At 32.3% G+C, this 25,297-nt stretch carries 25 protein-coding genes; 18 read left to right on the forward strand and 7 right to left on the reverse strand.

The genetic code is table 11. The annotated features are described in order from the left end of the window. Nucleotides 1–59: 59 nt before the first annotated feature. From H601_RS15505 to H601_RS0108950, 13 genes are all read left to right on the forward strand, one after another. The gene (locus H601_RS15505) at nucleotides 60–350 is read left to right on the forward strand and encodes a VanZ family protein (RefSeq protein ID WP_051220707.1); all 291 of its coding nucleotides are present in this window, start codon (nucleotides 60–62) and stop codon (nucleotides 348–350) included. Nucleotides 351–399: 49 nt separating this feature from the next. Continuing rightward, entirely contained in the window at nucleotides 400–1,122 is a 723-nt protein-coding gene (locus H601_RS0108895; protein ID WP_026711189.1) for an energy transducer TonB, read from the forward strand. A 78-nt stretch (nucleotides 1,123–1,200) separates the two neighbouring features. Next, entirely contained in the window at nucleotides 1,201–1,962 is a 762-nt protein-coding gene (locus H601_RS16155; RefSeq protein WP_084139963.1) for an energy transducer TonB, read from the forward strand. 50 nt (nucleotides 1,963–2,012) lie between these two features. Then, the gene (gene deoC, locus H601_RS0108905) at nucleotides 2,013–2,756 is read left to right on the forward strand and encodes a deoxyribose-phosphate aldolase (protein WP_026711190.1); all 744 of its coding nucleotides are present in this window, start codon (nucleotides 2,013–2,015) and stop codon (nucleotides 2,754–2,756) included. Between the two features lie 18 nt (nucleotides 2,757–2,774). Then, nucleotides 2,775–4,871 carry a capsule assembly Wzi family protein gene (locus H601_RS0108910; protein WP_026711191.1) on the forward strand — a complete coding sequence of 699 codons (2,097 nt, stop codon included), beginning with the start codon at nucleotides 2,775–2,777 and terminating at the stop codon, nucleotides 4,869–4,871. Nucleotides 4,872–4,985: 114 nt separating this feature from the next. Continuing rightward, nucleotides 4,986–5,903: a heme o synthase gene (gene cyoE / locus H601_RS0108915; protein ID WP_026711192.1), complete on the forward strand. Its 918-nt coding sequence runs from the start codon at nucleotides 4,986–4,988 to the stop codon at nucleotides 5,901–5,903. A gap of 12 nt (nucleotides 5,904–5,915) precedes the next feature. Beyond that, entirely contained in the window at nucleotides 5,916–6,491 is a 576-nt protein-coding gene (locus H601_RS0108920) for a cytochrome c oxidase subunit 3 (protein ID WP_026711193.1), read from the forward strand. A gap of 43 nt (nucleotides 6,492–6,534) precedes the next feature. Next, complete coding sequence (locus H601_RS0108925) at nucleotides 6,535–7,548, forward strand: cytochrome c oxidase subunit 3 (RefSeq protein WP_026711194.1); 1,014 nt, start codon at nucleotides 6,535–6,537, stop codon at nucleotides 7,546–7,548. A 19-nt stretch (nucleotides 7,549–7,567) separates the two neighbouring features. Beyond that, complete coding sequence (locus H601_RS0108930) at nucleotides 7,568–8,008, forward strand: cytochrome C oxidase subunit IV family protein (RefSeq protein WP_026711195.1); 441 nt, start codon at nucleotides 7,568–7,570, stop codon at nucleotides 8,006–8,008. 73 nt (nucleotides 8,009–8,081) lie between these two features. Beyond that, the gene (locus H601_RS0108935) at nucleotides 8,082–8,735 is read left to right on the forward strand and encodes a hypothetical protein (RefSeq protein WP_026711196.1); all 654 of its coding nucleotides are present in this window, start codon (nucleotides 8,082–8,084) and stop codon (nucleotides 8,733–8,735) included. 3 nt (nucleotides 8,736–8,738) lie between these two features. Then, nucleotides 8,739–9,422 (forward strand): SCO family protein, encoded by a 684-nt coding sequence (locus tag H601_RS0108940; RefSeq protein ID WP_026711197.1) that lies wholly within the window; start codon nucleotides 8,739–8,741, stop codon nucleotides 9,420–9,422. A 1-nt stretch (nucleotide 9,423) separates the two neighbouring features. Further along, complete coding sequence (locus H601_RS0108945; protein ID WP_035655773.1) at nucleotides 9,424–9,984, forward strand: DUF420 domain-containing protein; 561 nt, start codon at nucleotides 9,424–9,426, stop codon at nucleotides 9,982–9,984. Next, nucleotides 9,974–10,207 carry a hypothetical protein gene (locus H601_RS0108950; protein ID WP_026711199.1) on the forward strand — a complete coding sequence of 78 codons (234 nt, stop codon included), beginning with the start codon at nucleotides 9,974–9,976 and terminating at the stop codon, nucleotides 10,205–10,207. The genes H601_RS0108945 and H601_RS0108950 overlap by 11 nt, the downstream gene beginning before the upstream one ends. On the opposite strand, the gene H601_RS0108955 is transcribed toward H601_RS0108950, so the two are convergent. Then, nucleotides 10,204–11,613 carry a DUF4403 family protein gene (locus H601_RS0108955; RefSeq protein WP_026711200.1) on the reverse strand — a complete coding sequence of 470 codons (1,410 nt, stop codon included), beginning with the start codon at nucleotides 11,611–11,613 and terminating at the stop codon, nucleotides 10,204–10,206. The genes H601_RS0108950 and H601_RS0108955 overlap by 4 nt on opposite strands. Before the next feature lie 119 nt (nucleotides 11,614–11,732). On the opposite strand from H601_RS0108955, the gene H601_RS0108960 reads away from it, so the two are divergent. From H601_RS0108960 to tsaB, 3 genes are all read left to right on the forward strand, one after another. Continuing rightward, nucleotides 11,733–13,211: a TolC family protein gene (locus tag H601_RS0108960; RefSeq protein ID WP_084139964.1), complete on the forward strand. Its 1,479-nt coding sequence runs from the start codon at nucleotides 11,733–11,735 to the stop codon at nucleotides 13,209–13,211. Between the two features lie 3 nt (nucleotides 13,212–13,214). Beyond that, on the forward strand, nucleotides 13,215–14,531 hold the full coding sequence (locus H601_RS0108965; protein WP_026711202.1) for an efflux RND transporter periplasmic adaptor subunit: 1,317 nt from the start codon (nucleotides 13,215–13,217) through the stop codon (nucleotides 14,529–14,531). Nucleotides 14,532–14,624: 93 nt separating this feature from the next. After that, complete coding sequence (tsaB, locus tag H601_RS0108970) at nucleotides 14,625–15,281, forward strand: tRNA (adenosine(37)-N6)-threonylcarbamoyltransferase complex dimerization subunit type 1 TsaB (protein WP_026711203.1); 657 nt, start codon at nucleotides 14,625–14,627, stop codon at nucleotides 15,279–15,281. Here tsaB and H601_RS0108975 read toward each other — a convergent pair whose 3' ends face one another. From H601_RS0108975 to H601_RS0108995, 5 genes are all read right to left on the reverse strand, one after another. After that, entirely contained in the window at nucleotides 15,282–15,947 is a 666-nt protein-coding gene (locus H601_RS0108975) for a hypothetical protein (RefSeq protein ID WP_156900374.1), read from the reverse strand. A gap of 3 nt (nucleotides 15,948–15,950) precedes the next feature. Then, on the reverse strand, nucleotides 15,951–16,790 hold the full coding sequence (locus tag H601_RS0108980; protein ID WP_035655775.1) for a mechanosensitive ion channel family protein: 840 nt from the start codon (nucleotides 16,788–16,790) through the stop codon (nucleotides 15,951–15,953). A 79-nt stretch (nucleotides 16,791–16,869) separates the two neighbouring features. After that, a complete protein-coding gene (locus tag H601_RS15515; protein WP_051220710.1) occupies nucleotides 16,870–17,247 on the reverse strand; it encodes a hypothetical protein in 378 nt (125 codons plus the stop codon). 56 nt (nucleotides 17,248–17,303) lie between these two features. Continuing rightward, nucleotides 17,304–19,316 (reverse strand): thioredoxin domain-containing protein, encoded by a 2,013-nt coding sequence (locus tag H601_RS0108990; protein ID WP_026711206.1) that lies wholly within the window; start codon nucleotides 19,314–19,316, stop codon nucleotides 17,304–17,306. A gap of 50 nt (nucleotides 19,317–19,366) precedes the next feature. Next, the gene (locus tag H601_RS0108995; RefSeq protein ID WP_026711207.1) at nucleotides 19,367–19,567 is read right to left on the reverse strand and encodes a dodecin family protein; all 201 of its coding nucleotides are present in this window, start codon (nucleotides 19,565–19,567) and stop codon (nucleotides 19,367–19,369) included. A gap of 135 nt (nucleotides 19,568–19,702) precedes the next feature. On the opposite strand from H601_RS0108995, the gene H601_RS0109000 reads away from it, so the two are divergent. Continuing rightward, a complete protein-coding gene (locus H601_RS0109000) occupies nucleotides 19,703–21,955 on the forward strand; it encodes an inorganic phosphate transporter (protein WP_026711208.1) in 2,253 nt (750 codons plus the stop codon). Between the two features lie 71 nt (nucleotides 21,956–22,026). Here the strand turns inward: H601_RS0109000 and H601_RS0109005 are convergent, their stop codons facing one another. Continuing rightward, nucleotides 22,027–22,926: a NifU family protein gene (locus H601_RS0109005; RefSeq protein WP_026711209.1), complete on the reverse strand. Its 900-nt coding sequence runs from the start codon at nucleotides 22,924–22,926 to the stop codon at nucleotides 22,027–22,029. A 125-nt stretch (nucleotides 22,927–23,051) separates the two neighbouring features. On the opposite strand from H601_RS0109005, the gene H601_RS16160 reads away from it, so the two are divergent. Further along, nucleotides 23,052–25,297: choice-of-anchor L domain-containing protein (locus H601_RS16160; protein WP_211223542.1), on the forward strand; the 2,246-nt coding region annotated here is incomplete at its 3' end.

The raw sequence follows: 25,297 nt of genomic DNA on the forward strand, positions 1-25,297 counted from the left end.
CAATTTTACTTTTTTGGGTTATTTTGATAACCATTCTTAGCTTAGTAAGTTTTAGAAAAATGCCCAAAATAAGTGTTGAAAATAGTGATAAATATGTACATTTCACCTTTTATTTTGTTTTAACCATATTATTGTTTTTGAATATAATTGTAAAAAGCAATTTTTATAAAACAATTTTTATTTCAATTTTAATTGCTGTTTTTTATGGCATAATAATTGAAGGAATGCAAGAAGCTTTTACAAGCACTAGAAGAGCAGAATGGGGTGATGTAGTGTTCAATTCTTTAGGAAGTTTAACCGCCGCACTTTTGTTGTATTTAAATAGAAAAAGGTTAAATTTTTTAAAATAGTTTTTAGATTTTTTATAAATAGTTATATTAGCAACTCAAAATACAAATTATGGAACCAAAAAAGAATCCGAGTGTTGATCCAAAACGAAATAGTGGACTCTATTTTCAACTTGGTTTAGCTGCAATAGTTGTTCTTTCTTACTTAGCGATTGAGTTAAAAACGTATGAGAAAGATTTGTCTGGATTAACGGCTAAAGTAGATAATAGCTTCTTAGATGAAGAAGTGCCGATTACACAACAATTAAATCAACCACCGCCACCACCACCTCCTCCGCCACCAGCACCTGAGGTTATTAAGGTTGTGGAAGATAAAAAAGAAATTAAAGAAGTTCAAATTCAATCTACAGAAACCAACCAAAAAGAGGAAATTGTAAAAGCTGAAAAAGTAGTTGTGGCTCATGAAGAAGAACCAGAACCAGATGTTCCTTTTGCCATTATTGAAGATGTTCCTCTTTTTCCAGGTTGCGAAAGTGTAGCCAAAGAAAAGAGAAAAGATTGTTTTCAAGAAAAAATACAAGCGCACATCAAGAAAAACTTCCAATATCCTGAAGCGGCAATGGATGCAGGTCATCAAGGAAAAGTGTTTGTAAGTTTCATCATTGAAAGAGATGGCTCTGTTACCATTGCTAACATGAGAGCTCCTTATCCAACACTTGAGAAAGAAGCACAAAGAATTATGTCTAAATTACCAAAAATGGTTCCCGGTAAACAAAGAGGGAAACCGGTAAGAATGACCATGAGTATTCCAATTACTTTTAAATTAGACAATTAAAATCAAATCCACTGAAAAGTGGATTTTTTTTTGGCATGTTTATTGGATTAGGGTTAATGAACCAAAAAAGTAATAATTATGAGAGCTTCTGAAAACCAATCCAATCGAAACCTAAACTCAAATTTATATTTTCAGTTAGGGTTATTAGTTAGTTTAATGACTGTTTATTTTGTTATTGAATACAAAACACCTTATGTAAACGAAAAAGTTTTTGTTTACAAAGTCCCGGCCACTGTTGAAGAGAAAGTTTTTGCAGGTAATTTCAAAATAGAAAAGGAACCAAAAATCGAACCTAAAAAGGAGGTTGTCAAGCCAAAAACTTTTGTAAAGCCAACAATTACCAATTTCAAACCGGTTTCCAACACAACTGAAATTCCGACTACAGATCAGACTGAACCTGAACAAGTAGAAACTCCAATTGAAAATCAGCCTGAGCCAACAGTAGTTACTACTATTGTAGATGATCCGTCAAAGTTTAAAAACCTTTGGGAACTTGACGAAAAACCTACTTTTAGTAAATGTTCCGGATTAAAAGGATTAGAAAGAGATAAATGCTTCAATGAAGAAATGAGTCGCTTTTTAAAAAATAAATTGGAGTATCCTGAAAAAGAAATGGAGAAAAAAATTGAAGGTACTGTTTTCATTCAGTTTGTAATTAACACTGACGGAAGTATTTCAGATGTATCGGCAATTAACAGAAAAAATCAAGTTATTCCAAACTTTGAAAAGGAAGCTTTTCGGGTAATAAAACAGCTACCGCGTTTTAAACCGGGTATGCAAGGCGGAAAACCGGTAAGAGTTGCTTATCAAATCCCAATTAAATTTAAATTAGTTGAATAATATTTCATAGAAATGTATCCCACTTCGGTGGGATTTTTTAATTTTACACTATGGATATCAAACAATATTTAGATTCTACCTATTTAAAAACGGCAGAACAAGCAAATTTATCAGAAGCTGAGGATGTTAAAGTTGTTTCTTCTTTTATTCAAGAAGCAATTAAGCATCATTTTAAACTTATCATGATTCGCCCTAAACATGTAGCATTGGCAAAAAAAATGATTACTGAAGCGGCTTCAAAAGTTTTGGTTGGAACGGTAATTTCTTTTCCTGAAGGAACAAATACTTTGGAAGAAAAATTGGCTGAAGCCGAAAAAGCTATTCATGACGGTGTAGATGATTTAGATTTTGTTTGCAATTATCAAACGTTTAAAAACGGCAATTCTGCTTTGGTAAAAGAAGAAGTATTGAAATGCACTCAATTTGGACTTTCACATCATAAAACTGTAAAATGGATAATTGAGGTAGCTGCATTATCCGATCAGGAGATTATTCAACTGTCTGCACTGATAAAGAATGTGGTCATGTCAAATTGTAAAGAAGATCAATATGCTTCCGTTTTTGTGAAATCATCTACCGGATTTTATAAAACTGAAAATAATAAACCCAATGGTGCAACAGTTTCCTCAATAATAATGATGTTGGAAAACAGTTCGCCTCTACCGGTGAAGGCAGCCGGCGGTGTTCGCTCCTATGAAGAAGTTGTAGAAATGATTCAACTAGGCGTAAAACGTATCGGTACATCTTCAGCCTTAGCCATTATTACGGGACAAAATGCCCAAAGCGGATATTAATCATATTACCTTTTTTTGATGAAAAAATTTATATTATTTATAGTTTTTAGTTGTTTTTCTTTGAATGTTTTTGGACAAGACAAGAGCATTGAACAATTTCCGGTTTTTCCTTCCTGTCAACAAAAATCAAATGTTGAGTTAGAAAATTGTTTCTATGATGAAGTTCAAAAATTGGTTTTTTCATCGTTCACTATCCCCGAAAAAGTAAAAGAAAACGGTTTCAAAGGCAGTTTTAGAGTGCTTTTTGAAGTAAACAAAGAAGGAAAGTTTGTTTTGCAATATGTGGATGCACCTTATCCTGAATTAAACGAAGAGGTGAAGAGAATTTTTGGTTTAATGCCGGTAATTGGTCCACCAACTTTTGCCGGAAATCCAACCTATTCAAGGTATTCAATTAAAATAAATATTCCATTAGAAGAAAGTTTAAATGCAGCAAATTCAGTTGTAAATGAATCTTCAAAAAATCTAAATCAAAAAAAGGAATTAACCGAATATGATGCGATTAAATACAGCGAATTTTCTCATCCTGAATTTAAAAGTCATTTAAATATTCCATTTAGTCATAATTTATATACGCAGTTTGATGCGGCTTTAAATCAAATAGGAACAAATAATCACACAGCATCAAAACCATATACGTATGCCGAAGTGAGTCAGTATTATGATTTTATGGAAGCCTATCAAAAAATTAAAAAAGACAAATCAAGCGTTTGGGGGAAGAAATTATGGAACGATCATACTGTAGCCATTCAAGGTGAAGATTATTGGTTCACTTTGAACCCTATTTTTGATTTAAGGGCCGGAGTTTCAAGTCCAAAAGTTAATGATTACACCTATCAAAATACAAGAGGTATTCAAATTCAAGGAGGTTTAGGTGGGAAATTGAATTTTACAACTTCCATTTATGAAAGCCAAGGAAGATTTGCAGGATATTACAATGATTATGCGGAAAGCATTCGACCTTCTGGTGGAAATCCAGCTGTAATACCGGGCATAGGCATTGCAAAATCATTTAAAACAGATGCCTACGATTTTGCTCTTGCAGATGCTAATATAACGTATAATGCTGACAAATTTATCAATTTACAGTTGGGTTATGGACGAAATTTTATTGGTGATGGTTATCGCTCTTTGTTAACTTCTGATGGAGCAAGTCCGTATCCTTTTTTTAAAATCAATACCACTTTTTGGAAGATTAAATACACCAATACCTATATGTGGTTAAAAGACATTCGACCTCAAGCTACAATTGATGGGACGTATGGAACCAAATATATGGCTAATCATTTTTTAAGTTGGAATGTAACAAAAAGATGGAATTTAAGCTTTTTTGAATCAGTAGTTTGGACCAATACAAATGATAGAGGCTTTGATTTTAGCTTTGTTAATCCAATTATTTTTTACAGAACGGTTGAGTTTAATTCATCCTCAAAAACCGGAAACGCAATGTTAGGCTTTACTTCAAAGTATAAATTGAGTAACCAATGGGCGATTTATGGTCAATTTTTGATTGATGAATTTGCCTTGAATGATGTTAAAGCATCCAACAAAAGTTGGCGAAATAAATTTGGTTATCAAGCAGGTGTAAAATATTTTAACGCTTTCAATATTCAGAATTTATTCTTGCAAGCTGAATATAATCACGTGAATCCTTATGTGTATGCTCACAGTAATCCAATTACCAATTATGGTCACAGTAACCAAAGTTTAGGTCATCAGTGGGGAGGAAATGCAAAAGAATTTTTGATGATTGCGAGATACAATAAAGACAGATGGTTTGGCGATTTGAAATTAACTTACGGTGTTCGTGGATTAGATTTTGATAACGATGATGATTCGTTTAATTATGGTGGAAATATCTATAAAAATTATAATGAAGACCGTCCGTTTGACACTGGTGTAAAAGTTGGTCAAGGAAATAAAACAACCATTATGATAGCCGATTTTCAGGCGGGATATTTAATTAATCCTTCTACAAACTTTAAACTCTTTGGAAGTTTAATTTATAGAAGTTTTGATCCTTCCAAAAATACGCTTACCACTTTTAAACAAGATACTACTTGGTTTTCATTTGGTGTTCGTGCAGATTTATTTAATTGGTATTTTGATTATTAATTGTTTTTTAGGGTTTGAAAATAATTCAGTAGATTTTATATTTTTTTCTGAACTGTTCAATCGGTTGTAAGTAGAGTTATTTGTATCTTTGCCGAAAATTAAAATACGGCATTTTTGAACTCCGAAACAATTACTACTTCCAATAGAACTCTTTTTGGCGATTTTAAAGAAATCACAAAGGCGGGTTTATCCATTAGCGTAGTTTTTTCTTCTATTGCCGGCTATTTTTTAGGAATTTTATCGCTTTCAGAGTTCAGCTGGACTACTTTTTTATTGTTAGCTATCGGCGGCTATTGTATGGTTGGAGCTTCTAACACCTATAATCAACTTATCGAAAAAGATTTAGATAAATTGATGGATAGAACCAAAAATAGACCCATTGCAGCCGGAAGAGTTTCAAACAAAAGAGCATTCATTTTGGCTTCGGCTTTAACCTTAATTGGGATTGTTATTTTGTATTTAATTAATCCCAAAACAGCAATGTTTGGGGCAATTTCGATTTTTTTATACACAAGTGTTTATACCCCTTTAAAAACGGTTACTTCTCTTTCTGTTTTTGTGGGTGCCATTCCGGGAGCCATTCCTTTTATGTTGGGTTGGGTGGCTGCTACAGATGATTTCAGTTTAGAAGCCGGAACCTTGTTTTTAATTCAGTTTTTTTGGCAGTTTCCACATTTTTGGGCCATTGGATGGTTTTTGTATGATGATTACAAAAAAGCAGGATTTTTTATGTTACCAACAGGTGAAAAAGACAAAGGAACAGCATTGCAAATCATTTTATATACCATATGGTTAATCATTGCATCGATATTACCGGCTGTTTTTCCTTACATTGGAATAGTAGGAAGCCGTTTATATTTAACACCAATTTCGGCAGTAATTGTTTTTTTAATCGGTGTTTGGATGCTTTATTTTGCATTCGAATTATATAAAAAGAGAGACGCAAAAGCTGCTCGAAAATTGATGTTGAGTAGTGTTAGTTATATTACGTTGATTCAATTGGTTTACATTGCAGATAAATTTCTAAGATAATTTTAAAAAAATATGACAGTTCAAGAATATAACGAAAGAAAAGCACAATCGTATAAATTGCTTCTTTGGTTTGCCATGATTAGTATGGTGATGATGTTTGCTGGATTAACAAGTGCTTATGTTGTGAGTACTTCGCGAAAAGACTGGCTGAAAGAATTTGATATGCCAATTGCCTTTGTTTGGAGTACTATTTTAATTATAATCAGTAGTGTAACTATTCATTTGGCATTATCGTTTATTAAAAAAAATGACAAGGCAAAAACAGGTTTACTTTTATGGGTTACTTTGTTACTCGGAATTGGGTTTGTTTTTACACAATTTTTAGGCTTCGGTCAAATTATTGAAAATGGTTATTTTTTTACCGGAAGTGAAAGTAATGTGACCACTTCCTTTTTGTACATCATTGTGATAATGCACTTGGCACACCTTTTTGGAGGACTAATCGCATTGCTAATCGTAATTTATAATCATTATAAACAAAAATACAATTCAACTCAAACCCTTGGAATTGAGCTTGCTGCAATGTTTTGGCATTTTCTTGATTTCTTGTGGATTTTGTTGTTTTTATTTTTCTATTTTTACGAATAGAAAATTTATGTAAATTTGGGAACTTTTTAACTAATAACTATATATGGGAGCGACAGTTACTACAACTGAAGAAAAAATCTGGAATGGCGGAAATGAGCCAATGGGTGCTAGCTATGGTAAAATGATGATGTGGTTTTTCATCTTATCAGATGCTTTAACCTTTACGGGATTCTTAGCAGCATACGGTTTTTCAAGATTTAAATTTGCAGAAAGTTGGCCAATTGCCGACGAAGTGTTTAATCACTTTCCATTCATGCACGGGCACGACTTGCCAATGTTGTATGTTGCATTAATGACTTTTATTTTGATATTCTCTTCTGTAACAATGGTACTTGCTGTTGATGCAGGGCACCACATGCAGAAATCAAAAGTAGCTTTTTATATGTTTTTAACCATTATTGGAGGTCTTATTTTCGTAGGATCGCAAGCTTGGGAATGGAAAAACTTTATCAAAGGCGAATATGGAGCAATCGAAACCAAAGGAGGAAGCATTATTCAATTTGTGGATCAAGATGGTAAGCGAATTCAATTAGAAAAATTTGCTAAAACGCTACCAGGTGATCGTGTTCAACATGAGCGTAAAAATGGAATTTGGTTCACTAAAGAAGCGTCTTTGCCAGGATATTCAATAGCTGAGGTTGTTGAAGGTTTCAAAGCTAATCCAAACATTTTGGTTAGAACGCAACAAATGTATTTGGATAAAAATGACAAAACCGGAGTTCATCCTACTTTAAATAAAGAAAAGCATAAAACCATTTTAACCCGTGAAGAATCATTAGCTCGTTTGAATGATGCTGTGCATGTTGTTCAAGGAGCTAACTTGGTTAGAAATGAATACGGTAATAAACAATTTGCTAACTTCTTTTTCTTCATTACTGGTTTTCACGGATTCCACGTTTTTTCAGGAGTAGTAATTAACTTCATTATCTTCTTAAATGTAATTTTAGGTACGTATGAGCGTAGAAAAAATTACGAAATGGTAGAGAAAGTAGGATTGTATTGGCACTTTGTAGATTTAGTTTGGGTATTTGTATTTACCTTCTTCTACTTAGTATAATTTATTAAACGAATTTAAAATGGCACACGCACATAATTTAGCAATTTTTAGAGGAAGACTTAAATTCAAGTCTAACGAGCAAAAAATTTGGGGAGTTTTAATCTTTCTTTCTATCGTAACAGCGATTGAGGTTGTATTAGGTATTTATAAACCAGCTGCCTTAATGACTGCTTGGATTTCACCATTTGAAGGTGGTTTTGGAGCGACTCTTATGAATATGATTTTATCACCATTCATATATATTATTCCTTTGAACTTAATCTTTTTAGTTTTAACTATTGTTAAAGCATATTATATCACTTGGGATTTCATGCACATGAGAGATGAAAAATCAAGTTTAAGAAGATCTGTTGTTTGGACATTTGTATTCTTAGCGTTATACATTGCTTTGATATTTTTGTTAGAAGGAGGTTATATTTTCGATGTGTATAAATCATCAATAATTAAGTGGAACTTTTAACGATAAATTTTAATATATTTAAGGTACGCATTGCGTACCTTTTTTTATTTTTGTAAAGCATAAATGCATTGCAATGAAAAAGAATATTGTGCTTTTTGTTTTATTTGTTTTACCCATTGTTGCTTATCTTTTTTTTGCATCCGGGGTTCATAATTTTACTCATCTGCCAACTGTTACTCCTTCTGTTCCCGATTTAAAAGAATGGAAAAGCACAAAAGGAGAAACGTTTTCTTTAAACAATAAGATTACTATTTTAGTGTTTCCCGGAAATGAAGTCATAAAAAACAAAGGAAATGCCTTTAATCTCAACCAAAAGATTTACGAAAAAGTAATGGGTTTCAGTGATTTTCAATTGATTTGTGTAACACCATTTGGTATGGAAGAACAAACAGCCCAAGTGCAAGAAGATTTAAGTAGAATTTCAGACATGTCGCGTTGGCATTATATTTTTGCATCTCCGGATGAAATTAAGAACTATTACCAACAATTTAATTTAATTGGACAATTAGGAGCTGATGTGGGTACGCCAAATGTTTTTATCATTGACAAGGAAAGAAATTTAAGAGGAAGAAAAGGAAAAGATAAAAAAGGAAATGCTGAGTATAAAGAAGGCTATAACACCATTTCTGCTGCAGATCTTCACAACGAAATGGGAGATGACATTAAAATTATTTTAGCCGAATACAGATTAGCATTAAAAAAGAATTCAGCAAATAGAAAAAAGTAAAAAATGAAAAATAAATCATACATCGGTATTTCGTTTATTATTCTTGTTTTCGGAATTATTTTTATTCCAAGAATAATAAAAAAGATAAATCAAGAAGAAGTTACAGAAATTGATCGTTTAAACGTTCCAGGTTCAAAAGAAACTTCAGAAGATTTGTTAGTTTCAATTGGTAAAGCTCCTAAGTTTAGTTTAACTAATCAAGATAACAAAATCATTACAAACGAAGATTATAATGGTAAAGTTTATTTGGTTGAATTTTTCTTTTCTACTTGTCCTACTATTTGTCCGATTATGAATAAAAATATGGTGGAATTGCAAAATCATTTTGAAGGAGAAAAAGATTTTGGAATTGTATCTATTACCATAAATCCGGCACATGACACTCCTCAAGTATTGAAAGAACATGCAGCTCATTTGGGTGTGAAAAATCCGAATTGGCACTTTTTATCGGGAGATAAAGATTACATCTATTCTTTGGCCAACAAAGGATTTTCAATTTTTGCAGGAGAAAATAAAGACAGCGAAGGTGGTTTTGAACATTCAGGTTTGTTTGCCTTGATAGATAAAAAAGGAAACATCAGAAGTAGAAAAGACGATTTTGGCAATCCAATTGTTTATTATGACGGAATTGAAGCAAAAGGAATTGCTGCATTGAAACAAGATATTAAAGTACTATTAAGCGAATAATATGGAAAAGACAAATACACTTTCAAAACAACAAATAGAGAAAAAGTATAATAAATTTATCATCTTGCTCTCTATAGCCATTCCCGTTGTTGTAGCTTTGTTATTTGGAATAAAGTTGAAAGATTATGGAATTCAAGTTGAGCCACTCTCTTTTTTACCTCCCATATATGCTACTTTAAACGGAGCAACAGCAATGTTATTGGGTTTAGCAGTGTATTTTATTAAAGAAGGAAATGTTCAAGCTCATAAAAGAGTAATGCAAACCGCTATTGCATGTTCTGTTCTGTTTTTAGTAATGTATGTTGCGTATCACATGACTTCCGATAGCACACCTTATGGAGGAAAAGGATTTATCAGATATATTTATTATTTTATTTTAATTTCTCACATACTTCTTTCAGTAGTTGTAATTCCTTTAGTTTTGGTAACCTATGTTAAAGCATTATCAGAACAATTTGACAAGCATAAGAAAATTGCTAAAATTGCTTATCCGGTTTGGTTGTATGTTGCTATAACAGGAGTGATTGTTTACTTTATGATAGCACCATATTATGCTCATTAAAAGATTTTTTTTAGTTTTATTTGTAGGTTTGTTTTCTTTCAGCGGTTCAGCTCAATGTGCAATGTGCAGAGCAGCATTAGAAAGTGAAGGAGATACTTCAAAAGCAGAGGCTATAAATAATGGTATAGTTTATCTAATGGCTTTTCCATACATCATGGTTGCTATCGTTTTTTATGTAGTCTATAAAATGAAATTCAAAAAAAAGAAACCAGAATTAAATTAATCCATTCCGTCAATGGTAACCGATGTTTTTCCTTTTCCTTTAATAAAAGCTAAAATGGCAGTATTGGTCAGTTGGATTTTTTGAAATTCAAAATCTTCAATCGTACCATTAACAAATATGCCTTTCATTGGCGAGTAATTTTTTAAATAAGGTAAAATATTTTGTTTCGCTTCATCTAAATTTGGTCGAATGGAATAGCGACAATTTTCTTGTATTTTTCGTAAAACATATCCTTGTGCCAGCCAATTTGCAGAACGAATCAAAAAGTTTTTGGTATTCAAAACATAATCAAGTTGGTCAAAATAAATTTCTTTTGTTTCTGTATTATATTGTGGAAAACCGGATAAATAAACAGTACCGTTGATTGAACCAATCATATCTAAAGCAATAATCATTTTTCCGTCTTTGTGCCAAATATCAACTTTTGTTACTTTTACTTTTTTATTTCCCTCGCCAAACTCAACTCCTTGAAAATTTTTGGTCATAATTTGTGAAGCATCTTCATAGGTTGAAACGGCAATAATGTTTGCTGTAATATGGTCCGGCATTTTAGCTACCGGTTTCAATACAATATTTTTTTTATCAAATTTTTTTTGGGGAGTTTTTCCAATAATGGTTTCAATAGAACACTTTAAACCCATTTCCATTTTTATCTCTTTATCAGACAAAACAGCATCAGTAACATAGAGTTCATCGGGTACAATTCTTAACCAAGAAGAGTATTCTTTGCTCATTTCAAATGGAGTTGATAATTTTTCAAGAGCATCTAATACATTGGGCTTAAAATCCAACGAAGACTTTATTGCTTCATCTATACTTTTTTCAATTTTAGATTTAAATAATCGTGCTGCCGGATTGATTATATAAGTAATAGGAATATTTTTTCCGGCTATTACTACAGTTGGGCTTTCTGTCCAATCTAACGATTTTAGGGTTGTATTGGTGCGAAGTTGCCAATTGGTTAGTCCAACATCGCTTACAAGTGAAACAACACCATTCAAATTAAATTCTTTTGTATCATATAAACTGATACCCATTTTTTCAAAGCCATAGCGGTAAATTGCATTCACTTTTAAAGGTAAAACAGTATTTAATTTTGTTGTGTTTCCCTCTTTTACCGATTCAATTTTAATTACATTTTGTTTCCATACTTTAACTGCCAAATTATCATCTTTTAAAATGGTGTCATTATAAATTAAACCATTCAATGATTTGTTTACTTGTTTTTCAATATCTTTTAATTGAATGGTTACCGGCAAGTGAATAAACGAAGAAGTTGTTTCATACTCAATTGGTACAGCATTGTTAGGCTCAGGTTTAACTAAATCAATTTTTTGAGTGCTCGAGCAAGCACTTATAAAAAGTAAAATGAAAAGCAATAAAATGGTGAATAAGATATATTTCATTGATGTGGTACTGATTTTTGAGTGTAAATGTACTTTATTTTTAAATTTCTTTATTTTAGTGTAACACATTTTTCATTTTTGCGTCCTATCAGCATAAATTAGTTAAGAAATACATTCAAATGTTACAACAACTCTTTTCTCTAAAAAATGAATCAACTAAAAACCGATTTCATCTATTATGTATAGTGACTTTCATGTTTTTTGGTATTTCGATTCATGCTCAATCCAAAAAATGGACGCTTGAAGAGTGTGTAAATCATGCTTTGGAAAATAATATTTCAATTAAGAATTCAAAGCTTGACGAAAAATTAGCAGAGATTTCAAAAAGTGATGCAATTGGTGCTTTTTTACCTTCAGCTAACGCAACAACTTCCCACTCATGGAATATTGGTTTAAATCAAAACATTACTACCGGTCTTTTAGAAAATCAAACTACTCAGTTTACCTCTGCAGGATTAAATGTTGGTGTTGATATTTATAATGGTTTACAAAATCAATACCGATTACGCAGAGCGAATTTAGCCAAAATTGCCAGTCAGTATCAATTGACTAAAATGCAAGAGGATATTGCTTTGAATGTGGCCAATTCGTTTTTGCAAATTTTATTCAATAAAGAAAATTTGAAAGTACAACAGCAACAACTTTTAAATAATCAAAAACAAAAAGAACGATCAGAACAACTTCTTCAAGCCGGAATTATTCCTAGAGGAGATTTGTTAGATATTAAAGCAAATGTGGCTTCTAGTGAACAATTGGTCATAAGTGCTGAAAATGCTCTTCTTATTTCAAAATTAAGTTTAGCTCAGTTACTTCAATTGGATAGCTTTAAAGATTTTGATATTGTAGATCAAGATTATGAAGTGTTGCAATCACCTCTGTTATTAGAAACAGCCGAATCAATTTATCAAAAAGCTAAAGAAACAAGAACTGAACTAAAAATTGCCCAAACCAATTTAGAAGTAGCAGAAAAAGACGTTTCCATTGCAAGAGGTGCTTATCAACCAAGACTTCAAGGTTTTTACAGTTTTAGTACAAGAGCTTCCAGCATTGGTAGAGTTACCGGAGTTGAATTGGATCCCAATAACCCTACAACCGTAATAGGATTAGTAGAAGGAACGAATCAAAATGTTTTGCAACCTAATTTTAATCCTATTTTAGGAAACCCACTGCCCATTTTCAGGCAATTTGACAATAATAAAGGACAAAATTTTGGTGTGCAATTAACCATTCCAATATTTAATGGTATGGCAACCAGAAATAATGTAGAACGTTCAAAAGTTGCTCTAGAAAGAAGCAAAATTGCTTATGAACAAGAAGAGTTAACATTGGAAAGAAATGTTTATACGGCTTTTACAGATGTTAAAGCAGCTTTGAAATCGTATGATGCTGCCTTAACAACCTTGGAAGCCAGACAAGAAGCGTTTATCTACGCCAAAGAAAGGTTTGAGGTAGGGTTAATGAATGCCTTTGATTTGAATCAATCACTGGTTTTATTGACTAATGCACAATCAGAAGTGTTGAGAACCAAATTTGATTATATTTTTAGAACCAAAATTTTAGAATTTTATTTCGGAATTCCCATTATTAAAAAACCATAACTTATGTCAAAGAAATCAATATATCTATTTTTAGGAATTGCTTTAGGTTTAATTGTAGTCTTGTTATTGCTTTCAAAAGCTGGCTTGATAGGAAATAAAGATCAAGGAAAAGAAGTGGAAATCGCACTAGTGAATGAAATGACTATTGTAGAAACCGTCTCGGCTACCGGAAAGATTCAACCTGAAACGGAAATAAAAATTTCATCTGAGGTTTCAGGAGAAATCATCGAATTACCTATTAAAGAAGGACAAGTAGTAAAAAAAGGACAGCTTTTAGTGCGAATTAATCCAGATTTATATACGTCAAGTTTAAATCGCTCAGTAGCCGGATTGTCTAACACAAAAGCAAATTTGAGTCAGTCTGAAGCAACATTAAAAGAAGCTCAAGCCAATTATAATCGTAACAAAACACTTTTTGAAAAAGGAATTATTTCTAAATCAGAGTGGGATAGAGTAGTGGCGACTTATGAAAATGCACAAGCAGCAAAACAAGCCGCTTATTATGGCGTACAAAGTGCAAGTGCAACCGTAACCGAAGCGAAAGACAATTTAGGACGAACTGTGATTTATGCCCCTGCGGATGGGACTATTTCCCTTCTTTCAGTTGAACTAGGTGAGAGAGTTTTAGGAACACAACAAATGGCAGGAACTGAAATTCTAAGAGTTGCTAATCTAAATAACATGGAAGTTGAAGTCGATGTAAATGAAAATGATATTGTTAAAATTAACATTGGCGATTCTACTAATATTGAAGTAGATGCTTACTTGAAAAAACAATTCAAAGGTATTGTAACCAGTATTTCAAATTCTGCCAGCACAGCTGTTTCTGCTGATCAAGTGACCAATTTTAAAGTGAAAGTTAGAATTTTAAAAGAATCATACCAAGATTTAATGGAAGGGAAACCGGAAACCTATTCGCCTTTCCGCCCAGGGATGACAGCCACTGTGGATATTATCACTAAAAGAAAAGAAAAAGTTTTTGGAATTCCTATCAGTGCAGTTGTAATGAAATCTGATACGCTAAGTACAAACAAAGTTGAAGTTAAACCCGGTGAGGTTAAAGATGGTGAAGAACCGGTTAAAAAATTAGACAAAAAACTAGAATGTGTTTTTGTTAAAGTTGGTAATAAAGCCAAAATAAGAATCATCAAAACCGGTATTCAAGATGATACTAATATTGAAGTCATTCAAGGTTTGAAAAAAGGGGAAGAAATAATTGTTGGGCCTTATGTAACCGTTACAAAAGAGTTGAATTCAGGTGATACGGTGAAAACTAAATCAGCCGAGGAAAAAGAAAAACCAAAAGAAAAAAGTAAATAAAATAGACTTTGCTTATCATTCATCAACAAAAGGAAATTAAATCATTTTAATTTCCTTTTTTTATGTTTTACATTTGCTCTTTAAATTTTCAAAATGGCATATATCTTAAATCTTGAAACTTCAACCCGAAATTGTTCCGTTTCAGTTGCATTTAATGGAGAAACTTTATTATGCAAAGAAGTATCTGCATTAGGTTATTCACATGCAGAAAAGTTGCATGTTTTTGTGGAAGAAGTTATGCAAGAGGTTAACTTACAATTTTCAGATTTAAATGCTATTGCGGTAAGTCAAGGTCCGGGTTCTTATACCGGTTTAAGAATTGGAGTTTCAGCCGCAAAAGGGTTGTGTTATGCCTTGAATATTCCCTTAATTGCTCTTGATACTCTTCAAGTAATGGCATCAAAAGTAAAAGTAAATGAAGGACTAATAGTACCAATGATTGATGCCAGAAGAATGGAAGTTTATTCAGCTGTTTTTTCAACCCAAAATGAAAAAGTAAGAGAAGTAAAAGCTGAAATCTTGACAGAAACGTCATTTAATGAATTTACAGAACCACTTTTTTTTGTTGGCGATTGTTTAGAAAAAGCAAAAACGGTATTACATCAACCTAATTTCCATTTTTTAGACGATGTTATTTTTCCTTCTGCTGCTGAAATGAGTCAGTTAAGTTATGATAAATTCAAAACCAAATCTTTTGAAGATGTAGCTTATTTTGAACCTTTTTACTTGAAAGATTTTATAGCAAAGTAGTTAAGATGTCAATAAATCAATGATGCTGATATAATCTGCCTCTGTTTTGAAACTATTTTTATTGTTTTTAAAATAAGTTTCAATTTTTTCCTTTTTATCAGGAAACATTTTTATCAATTCTTTTTTACTATCAGGAAATTGAAGTAGATATTCGTCGCCTACTTTTTTGATAAAATAGCTATCTTCGGCTCTCGTGTATTTGGCAGGAAAACCTCTTTTCATTGAATTTTCTGCTGGTTTTTCCGGTGTAAAATTAACCTTTTCTCTCTTGTATAAAATTATACTTTCTGTTGCTTTCACTTCGATAAAATAAGTGGAATGAACACTCCAATCCTTATTCATGAAATTTTCTAAAGAGTATTTCTTTTTTGAACTAAGTAAATGAATTTCTTTATTTTGTTCAGTTTTATTCACTAAAAAGGTATCTCTTTTGGTCATATTCGGATCAACAAATTCGAACATTTCATTATATGCATCGTATCGAACCAAATAGATTTTTGAGGATGACGATATGGTTGCTTCAGAAAAAGCTTCACTTACATACTTTGTACCTTCTATTTTTTCTTTGTATCGCTCTTTATTATTGATTCTTGGTACATATACTTGAGCTATTATAGTGTTAGAAATCAAAAGAAAGATACAACTGAAGAAAAAAGCGTTTTTCATAATTTAAGATTGTTTTATGTGAATATCTCTTTGCGGAAAGGGAATAACAATATTGTTTTCGTCAAATTTAAGTTTTATTTGTTCTAAAATATCTGAACGCATCACAAAAAAGTCTTCTGTTTTTGCCCATGGGCGAACTGCTAAATTAATAGAACTATCTGCCAAATCTCTAACTAAAATCATTGGTTCTGGGTCTTTTAAAACCATAGGATGATTATTCATCACTTCAAGAGCCAATTCTTTAGCTTTTTTAATGTTTGAACTATAACTTATGCCAATTGTCAAATCTGCTCTTCTAGTAGTGGCATAAGTATAATTAATAATGTTGTTGTTCGATAAAGAACCATTTGGCACAAATATCGTTTGGTTATCAACAGTAGATAATTGCGTAACAAAGATTTGAATTTGCTTTACTGTTCCTGATACACCTTGGGCCTCAATAAAATCTCCGACTTTAAAAGGTTTGAACATGATTATCAAAACTCCTCCGGCAAAATTAGAAAGAGAACCTTGTAAAGACAAACCAACAGCTAAACCTGCCGCTCCAATAATGGCAACAAATGAGGAATTTTCAACGCCAAGTCTTGAAATTACAGTTACAAAAAGAAGAATTTTTAACGTCCAAATTAAAATGTCGGCTAGAAATTTTGATAAAGTGGGTTCCATTTCCCGCTTAATCATGATTTTTGTGACAACTCTTTTAATGATTTTTATGGCATACCAACCAATTAAAAAAATAAGTAGTGCAGAAATAAGCCTTGGAGAATATTCCATTAAAACAGTAATGGCATAATCCCAGTATTTTTGGAGATAATTGATGCTTTCTTTTTCAATTTCATTCATAAAAACCGCTTCTTTAGTAGATAATTTCTTGCAAAGATAATTATTAAAATGAATTTTTTATGAAAACAAAACGTTAACGTTAATCCGCATTTTCATCTGCTGCCCGCTTAATTTCATCTGTTCTTTCTTCTAAATCTTCCTTAATTTCTTCTACTTTTTCTTCTGCTTTTTCAATGGATGGAGCGGTAAAAGCATGTACTTTTTCTTTTACTTCTTCTACTGCATTTTCAAATGTTTCTTCTACCTTGTCCGCAAAATTTTTCACTTTTTCTTCCACTTCCGGGTAGTTTTCTTCCAATGTTTTTACGGTTTTTTCAACATATTCCTCTGCTTTTGAAGCTAATTCAGTTGCCTTTTCTTTTGCTTGATCAATTACAACTTCTGTTTTTTCTACCGTTTCTTTTGCTGTTTCTTTGGCTGAACCAAATAAGTTTTTAAAAAAATTTCCAAGTCCCATATCTTTAGTTTTTTAGTGAATTTCAAATCTACTGAATTTTGTTATTGCATTATAAATTAGTCGATTAAATCTTTGTGCATTTCATTAAAATTATATTTTGGAGCTAAACACATTTTGTTTTGACAAAAATAAAATAATGTTTCACCTTTTTTATATCGGTTTTTCAAAAATGCCAAGTCTGATTCTTTTTCACTTCCGGCCAAAAGTAGGGCAGGAAAATAAGATTGATTGATTTTATCCAAATATTCAAATACTTTTGGACCACAAATACCTAACTCTTTTTGATAAGTAGAAAAGTGCAATGCTGCTATCAACCAATTTGAAAAGGCCGATGGATAATCAATCGAAGGAATAATTTGGGACACCATTTTTTTAGAAATGTTTTCATAATGCCCATTTTCAAAATAGATACCAAGTTTAAATAAATTAGTCGCCATGATTGAGTTAGAACTCGGAATAACATTGTCTTCAATTTCATAATGTTTAGCAATCAGAGCATTGTCAAGGTTTGAAGTAAATCGGAATAAACCTTTTTGCTCATCATAAAAATGGTCTAAACAATAATCGGTTAAGTTTTTACAGTTTTTTAGCCATTTTTCATTCAAAGTTGTTTCATAAAGAGCTATAAATGCGTCAATAACAAAAGCGTAATCATCTAAAAAGCCATTAATTGAAGCTTTTTTATTTTTATAAGTATGCCATAAATTTCCATTTTCATCCCATAGTTTTGAGACTATAAAATGAGCATTTTTTAAAGCCAAATCCAAAAAGTGATTTTGTTGAAGAGCTTTATAACTTTCAACTAAACCTTTTAAAATCATTGCATTCCAAGAAGTAATGATTTTATCATCTAAACGTGGCTTTTTTCTTTTTTCTCTTTCGGTATAAAGAAGTTTTTCCCAAATTCTCTTTTTTATTTTTAATTCTTCCTCTGAAATTTGAAATTGATTAGCGACTGATTGTAAACTTTCTCGTTGAATGAGCACATAATGTTCCTTTTCCCAAAAACCAAAATCATTTATACTAAAAACAGATGCAAATAACTCAAATTCATCTTTTAAAATAGTTTGCAACTCATTTTTGGTCCACACATAAAAAGCACCTTCCTCTAAATGATTTTCATTGGTCAAACTATCAGCATCTAAAGCGGAGAAAAAAGCATTTTCATCTGTTAACCATTCTTTTTCAATGAAAGAAATTGTTTTTACAATCACTTCTTTATATAATTCATTTTTTGAAAGTTTGTATGCATTAGCATAAAGTGAAAGCAATTGACCATTATCATACGCCATTTTTTCAAAATGAGGCACATGCCATTTTGTATCAACAGAATATCTTGAAAATCCTCCATCAACAACATCGAAAATTCCACCAAACGCCATTTTTGTTAAGGTTAAATCAACGTATTCGAGCAGTTTTTCATTTTTAGTTAAATGACCGTATTGCAAAAGAAATTGATAATTGGTGGGCATCATAAATTTTGGAGCTCGTTGATAGCCACCAAATTCCCAGTCAAAACTTTTGATCCATTTTTCCAAGAAATCGTCTAACAATGAAAAGTCTATTTCTATTGATTTAGTTGAAGTCAAACCAAGCGATTCAATACCTTCATGCAATTTTTCAGCATATTCAATCATTTTAGACGGTTGGGTTAAATACAATTCTTGAAGTTGTTCTAATGTATTCATCCAATCGTTTTTTCTATAATACGTACCTCCCCAAATGGGTCTTCCGTCAGGTAAACAGACAACATTCAATGGCCATCCGCCTCTTCCGGTCATCAATTGAACGGCTTTCATATAAATAGCATCAATATCTGGACGTTCTTCTCTATCTACCTTGATGTTGATAAAGAATTCATTCATAATAATCGCAGCTGATTCGTTTTCAAATGTTTCATATTCCATCACATGACACCAATGACAAGCAGAATAACCGATACTGATTAAAAGTAATTTATTTCTATCTTTTGCCTCATGAAGTGATTTTTCATTCCATGCTTTCCAATGTACCGGGTTTTGAGCATGTTGAAGTAAATAAGGACTGGTTTCAAATTGTAATTCATTCATAAAAAAAAGCGTTCTTTTTGAGAACGCTTAAAATTACGATTTTTCTTGAATTATTCTATTTCAAACGTGATTTTTACATTCACTCGAAATTCTGAAATTTGTCCATCTTTAACTGACGCACTTTGGTCTTGAACATAAACTGATCGTATGTTTTTTAACGATTTTGCTGCTTGTGATACTGCTTTTTTTGCTGCATCTTCCCAGCTAATTTCTGAACTGGAAAGTACTTCTATTACTTTTAAAATTGCCATAATGATAAAATTTAAGTACTAAAGGTAATCAAAATAATCAAATTTTCAAAAAAACAGACTCAAAATTGATAACATTCGCTTAACATTTGTTTGAAATACTTAATAGAATTTTGCACTAAATTATAAACCATTAATATGGAACAAATTTATGTAGTAATGCTCGTTGTTTTGGGCGTTTTGGCATTGCTTGATTTGGTGGTGGGAGTGAGTAACGATGCGGTTAATTTTTTAAATTCAGCCATTGGTTCAAAAGCGGTTTCTTTCCGAACCATTATGATTGTTGCCAGTATTGGAGTGGCAGTTGGAGCACTTTTTTCCAGCGGAATGATGGAAATTGCTCGAAGTGGTATTTTTGTTCCTTCCATGTTTACCTTTAATGATGTAATGATTATCTTTTTAGCGGTAATGATTACTGATATTTTGCTGTTAGATGTTTTTAATTCGATGGGGTTGCCAACCTCTACAACAGTGTCAATTATATTCGAATTACTAGGTGCGGCAGTTTGTTTAGGCTTGTATCATATTTACATTTCAGAGGATAGTACACAAACTTTGGGAGCTTATATCAACACCAAAAAAGCTTCTGAAATTGTGTTTAGTATTCTACTTTCTGTAGCTTTATCTTTTGGTTTAGGAAGTTTAGTGCAATATATTTCAAGATTGATTTTTACTTTTCAATACGAAAAAAGAATAAAATATATAGGTGCTATTTTTGGAGGTTTAGCAATCACTTCCATCACTTTTTTTATTTTAATTAAAGGGTTAAAAGGCGTTTCATTTATAGATAAAGAAACGTATGGTTGGATTCAAGATCATCAATTGGCAATCATTGGAATCAACTTTGTAACATTTACGATTATTTCGCAAGTGTTAATGAGTGTTTTCAAAATAAACATTCTTCGTGTAATCATCATTATTGGAACATTTGCATTAGCATTAGCATTTGCCGGAAATGATTTGGTTAACTTTATAGGTGTACCGATAGCAGCCTTTAATTCGTATGAAATATTTGCTTCATCAGGGGTTTCAGGTGATCAATTAATGATGGGTGCTCTTGCGGACGAAACCATTGTGGCTCCTTTCTATTTTCTTGCTCTAGCAGGATTGGTAATGGTAATTACACTTTGGACATCCAAAAAAGCAAGAAGTGTTATTGAAACAGGAGTTAGTTTATCACGTCAAGGCGATGGTGTTGAAAAATTTTCACCCAACACACTTTCCAGATTTGTGGTGAGAAGTGGTGTTTATTTAGGTCAAGCCATTAATTATTTTCTACCTCAATCTGTACAAATAAAAATTGATAAGCAATTTGAAAAACCAGAAATAAAAGGTAAAAAACGTAAAGATGAACCTGCTTTTGATATGGTTCGTGCATCAGTAAATTTAATGATTGCCAGTATTTTAATTTCTATAGGAACGTCTTTAAAACTACCACTTTCCACTACTTATGTGACATTTATGGTGGCAATGGGTACTTCTTTTGCCGATAGAGCTTGGGATAGAGAAAGTGCAGTTTACCGTGTGGCTGGAGTTTTTAACGTAATTGGAGGTTGGTTTGTTACCGCTTTAGTAGCTTTTTTAGGTGCTTTTATCATGGCATTTATTTTAAAAGTGGGCGAAGTATATGCTTTTATTGGTTTATTGGTTTTACTAGCGATTATTTTGTATAGAAGTGCCAGAAGACACAGTAAAAAGCAAAAAGAAGCAGATGAATTAGTAAAACTAAAAAGAGAAGACATTGTTACTATCAATGAAATTATTAGCGAAAGTTCAATCCAAATTTCAAAAGTAATTGGTACGACCAATAAAGTGTATAGTGATGTAATTGAAAATTTAGGATTACAAGATTTGGCTAAATTGAAAGAAAACAAAAAAGCACTCAAAAAACTTGAAAAAGAAGTAGATGAATTAAAAAGTAATGTGTATTACTTTATCAAAAATTTAGACGAAACTTCTGTAGAAGCCAGTAAATTCTATATTATGATTTTGGGCTATTTACAAGATATGATCCAATCACTTGGTTTTATTACGCAAAGTAGTTATGCTCACATTAATAACAATCATAAGCAGTTAAAATTCAATCAAATCAGAGATTTAAAGAGCATAGACAATGATGTTCAGAAATTATTTGATGATATTGAAACCATCTTTGAAAACAAAAGTTTTGATAAATTGAATGATGTGTTGAAAGAAAAAGCAACTATTTTAGAAAATGTTTCTGAATTAATTCAAAAACAAATTACTCGAATTCGTACAGTTGAAACTAGTCCTAAAAATAGTAAACTATATTTTGCTTTATTATTGGAAACAAATGATTTAATTAAAGCTACCATGAATTTATTAGAGCTTTTCCAAGAGTTTAATGTTCATGTGAAAAATAAGAAATAAATCCTTTTATAAAGATAAATGCCCCATCAAACTATTGCTTTTGGGGCATTTTTTATGAATGCTTTTTAATTTTATGCATTGATTGCTTCTACTTTAATTGCCTCATCTTTTAGCATGTCTTTCAACATGTTTTCAATACCGTTTTTTAAAGTAAAAGTCGAAGACGGACAGCCGCTACACGCTCCTTGAAGCACTACTTTTACTCTTTTTTCAGTTTCATCAAAAGAATCAAATAAAATATTTCCACCATCAGCTTGAACAGCCGGTTTTACATATTCTTCTAAAATATTGATGATTTGTTGTGAAGTAGTATCAAGCGTATCAAAATTTGAAATGGATTGCTTTTCACTTTTTGGTGCGTTACTCAACAGACTTTCATTGATAATTTCATTTCCATTTTCAATAAATGCTTTAATGAACATTCTTACTTCATTTGAAATTTCTTGCCATTCTGAACTATTATATTTTGTGATGGAAATATAATTTTCATCCATAAAAATCTCTTTTACAAAAGGAAATTTGAATAGTTCTTTAGCTAAAGCAGAGGGAAAAGCTTCATCAATATTTTTAAATTCAGCAGTTTTTGTTGTTAAAATTTTGTTGGCTACAAATTTTAACACTGCCGGATTAGGGGTTGATTCAGCATAAATTGTAATCGGTTTTTTTTTGATTTCAAGAGTAGTGTCATTTATAATAATTCCACCATCAGTAATAAAATCTTCAATTTGTTCAGCAACTGCATCTTTGACATCATTCCATTCCACAATGTTGTACCGTTCGATAGCAATAAAGTTTCCTGAGATAAAAACGGTTTTTACAAAAGGCAAATAAAATAATTTTTGTGCTAACGGACTTTCTGATGCTTCATCAATATTCTTAAACTCGTAGCTTTTATTTTTCGTAATAAAATCAGGAAATTCAAATTTTAATATAGCTGTATTTTGTGTTTCTTTGATGATTATCTTGCTCATTTTCTTTTTTTGAGCAAATTTAACAAACTTATTTTAGGCAATTATGTATATTTGGAGTTTAATTTTTTATTAACAAAAAATTAAAAAATGTTTTAGAACTTTCAACATCACAAAAATATAATCTGATGAAAATAAGATTACAAATCATACTTCTGTTATTGCCTTTTTTCTCCATAGCTCAACTTTTTGTAAATAACGTCACATTTACTCCTGCTCAATTAGTTCAAAATACCCTTTTAGGGAATGGAGTAACAGTTTCAAATATTACTTTCAATGGAAGTGCAGCTAATGCAAATGCGGCAAGTGACCAAGTTGGTCTCTTTTCAACAGGAATAAACCCTACAAATTTAGGGATAGATTCAGGTATAATACTAACAACGGGTAGAGGAAATGTAGCAGTAGGACCAAATAACGCAAATAATGCTTCTAATCCTCCTGCAAGTCCAATTGCTGGTGATGCTGATTTAGCACTTTTAGCTACGGGTGGTATTAATAACAAAGCTGTTTTAGAGTTTGATTTTATTCCAACTGGTAATCAATTAAATTTCAACTTCGTCTTTGCTTCAGAAGAATATCCGGAGTTTGTTAATTCAGCATTTAATGATGTTTTTGGTTTTTTCTTAAGCGGACCTGGAATTGCAGGGCCTTATAGTGGCGGTGCAGCTAATATAGCTTTAGTTCCTTCTACAACAACAGCTATAACTATAAATAATTTAAATGGAGGATTTGCTGCAGGTTGTCCATTGGTTCTTCCTGGAGGAGCTAATTCTGCTTTTTATGTAAATAATTGTGGAGGTACATCTATTCAATATGATGGTTTTACGACAGTTTTAACTGCAACAGCTACTGTTCAATGTGGACAATTATATCATATTAAATTAGCCGTTGCTAATGTTAGTGATAATGCTTACGATTCTGCTGTGTTTCTTCAAGCAAATAGTTTTAATGTAAATCCAATTGATTTAGGTAGTGATTTCTTAGAAACAGCTGGAAATGCTTTATGTATTGGTCAAACGGCCGAGTTAAATTCTGGTCTTGATGCTTCTGTTCCTCATCAGTGGTATTTAGATACAGTTCTCATACCGGGAGCTACAGGTAATACTTATACGGTTACGGAACCAGGGGTTTACACAGTAATTGCTACACCATTTGGTGCCGGATGTCCTATTCAGGATTCTATTCAAATTGAATATTATCCTCCTTTACCAGTTGCAGAACCTTTAGATTTGTTTAACTGTCCTGGTGATTTAATTTATGATTTGACTGAAAACACAAGTGTTGTATTAGGTGCTTTAGATCCAAATGTCTTTATTTTAGATTATGCGACATCTATTTTTAATGGTGAAAATGGTATTTTTATTGCTAGTCCTACAGCCTATGTAAGTAGTGGATTAGGTGAAATTGTGTATGTAGTGGTAGTAGATACTGGAAGCGGTAATGATTGTACTAGTATTCAACCTTTTCAACTTTTGGAACAATCTTGTACGCTTGATCCTCAGCCTTTTCCATTTACAGTGTGTGATGATATTTCAAATGATGGGATAGAGGTTTTTGATTTAACCCTAGCAGATAATGCTGCGTTAAATGGATTAGATCCTGCTCTTTATACAGTAACCTATCATTTATCACAAGCTGACGCCAATTCTGGAAGTAATGATATTTCGCCAGCTAATGCATTTTCAACTGCATCAACCATAATTTATGTTCGTGTTGAAGATAATTCAAATCCTACAACATTTGGTTCTACCTCTTTTTCAATAACCATCAATCCTACACCAATTGTAGCAGTAAACAATGTTACGATTTGTGACGGACAAACTGCTACCATTACAGCTACACCAAATGTTGCAGGCACCTACAATTACACATGGTCAGTACCGGCAGGAGTAACCAATCCTGGTAACGTAGCCACCTTTACCACAACAGTTGCAGGGGTATATAGTGTGATTATCACGGACACGACAACTAACTGTGTGAGTCCATCGGCATCTGGAACGGTAACGGTTAATCCGAACCCAACGGTTACGGTAAATAGCCCTGCGGTATGTGCAGGAGCCTCAGCTACAGTAACGGCCACACCGGGAGCAGCAGGTACGTATAGCTACGCATGGACAGTTCCAACAGGAGCCACAGCACCGGGCGATGTAGCCACATTTACAACAACAGTAGCAGGAGTGTATAACGTGATTATCACCAATACCCTTACCAATTGTGTAAGCACTTCGGCATCAGGAACGGTAACGATAAATCCAAACCCAACAGTAACCGTTAATAGCCCAACAGTATGTGATGGAGCATCAGCCACAGTAACGGCGACTCCGGGAGTTGCAGGAACTTACAGCTATGCATGGACAGTTCCGGCTGCAGCCAC

The organism is Flavobacterium filum DSM 17961, assembly GCF_000425465.1.
Taxonomy (GTDB): Bacteria; Bacteroidota; Bacteroidia; order Flavobacteriales; family Flavobacteriaceae; genus Flavobacterium; species Flavobacterium filum.

What these genes read in the sequence shown, in the direction of transcription:
- H601_RS15505 (WP_051220707.1), top strand. Translation starts at nt 60, where the DNA reads ATGCCCAAAATAAGTGTTGAAAATAGTGATAAATATGTACATTTCACC.
- H601_RS0108895 (WP_026711189.1), top strand. Translation starts at nt 400, where the DNA reads ATGGAACCAAAAAAGAATCCGAGTGTTGATCCAAAACGAAATAGTGGA.
- H601_RS16155 (WP_084139963.1), top strand. Translation starts at nt 1,201, where the DNA reads ATGAGAGCTTCTGAAAACCAATCCAATCGAAACCTAAACTCAAATTTA.
- deoC (WP_026711190.1), top strand. Translation starts at nt 2,013, where the DNA reads ATGGATATCAAACAATATTTAGATTCTACCTATTTAAAAACGGCAGAA.
- H601_RS0108910 (WP_026711191.1), top strand. Translation starts at nt 2,775, where the DNA reads ATGAAAAAATTTATATTATTTATAGTTTTTAGTTGTTTTTCTTTGAAT.
- H601_RS0108920 (WP_026711193.1), top strand. Translation starts at nt 5,916, where the DNA reads ATGACAGTTCAAGAATATAACGAAAGAAAAGCACAATCGTATAAATTG.
- H601_RS0108925 (WP_026711194.1), top strand. Translation starts at nt 6,535, where the DNA reads ATGGGAGCGACAGTTACTACAACTGAAGAAAAAATCTGGAATGGCGGA.
- H601_RS0108930 (WP_026711195.1), top strand. Translation starts at nt 7,568, where the DNA reads ATGGCACACGCACATAATTTAGCAATTTTTAGAGGAAGACTTAAATTC.
- H601_RS0108935 (WP_026711196.1), top strand. Translation starts at nt 8,082, where the DNA reads ATGAAAAAGAATATTGTGCTTTTTGTTTTATTTGTTTTACCCATTGTT.
- H601_RS0108940 (WP_026711197.1), top strand. Translation starts at nt 8,739, where the DNA reads ATGAAAAATAAATCATACATCGGTATTTCGTTTATTATTCTTGTTTTC.
- H601_RS0108945 (WP_035655773.1), top strand. Translation starts at nt 9,424, where the DNA reads ATGGAAAAGACAAATACACTTTCAAAACAACAAATAGAGAAAAAGTAT.
- H601_RS0108950 (WP_026711199.1), top strand. Translation starts at nt 9,974, where the DNA reads ATGCTCATTAAAAGATTTTTTTTAGTTTTATTTGTAGGTTTGTTTTCT.
- H601_RS0108955 (WP_026711200.1), bottom strand. Translation starts at nt 11,613, where the DNA reads ATGAAATATATCTTATTCACCATTTTATTGCTTTTCATTTTACTTTTT.
- H601_RS0108960 (WP_084139964.1), top strand. Translation starts at nt 11,733, where the DNA reads ATGTTACAACAACTCTTTTCTCTAAAAAATGAATCAACTAAAAACCGA.
- H601_RS0108965 (WP_026711202.1), top strand. Translation starts at nt 13,215, where the DNA reads ATGTCAAAGAAATCAATATATCTATTTTTAGGAATTGCTTTAGGTTTA.
- tsaB (WP_026711203.1), top strand. Translation starts at nt 14,625, where the DNA reads ATGGCATATATCTTAAATCTTGAAACTTCAACCCGAAATTGTTCCGTT.
- H601_RS0108975 (WP_156900374.1), bottom strand. Translation starts at nt 15,947, where the DNA reads ATGAAAAACGCTTTTTTCTTCAGTTGTATCTTTCTTTTGATTTCTAAC.
- H601_RS0108980 (WP_035655775.1), bottom strand. Translation starts at nt 16,790, where the DNA reads ATGAATGAAATTGAAAAAGAAAGCATCAATTATCTCCAAAAATACTGG.
- H601_RS15515 (WP_051220710.1), bottom strand. Translation starts at nt 17,247, where the DNA reads ATGGGACTTGGAAATTTTTTTAAAAACTTATTTGGTTCAGCCAAAGAA.
- H601_RS0108990 (WP_026711206.1), bottom strand. Translation starts at nt 19,316, where the DNA reads ATGAATGAATTACAATTTGAAACCAGTCCTTATTTACTTCAACATGCT.
- H601_RS0108995 (WP_026711207.1), bottom strand. Translation starts at nt 19,567, where the DNA reads ATGGCAATTTTAAAAGTAATAGAAGTACTTTCCAGTTCAGAAATTAGC.
- H601_RS0109000 (WP_026711208.1), top strand. Translation starts at nt 19,703, where the DNA reads ATGGAACAAATTTATGTAGTAATGCTCGTTGTTTTGGGCGTTTTGGCA.
- H601_RS0109005 (WP_026711209.1), bottom strand. Translation starts at nt 22,926, where the DNA reads ATGAGCAAGATAATCATCAAAGAAACACAAAATACAGCTATATTAAAA.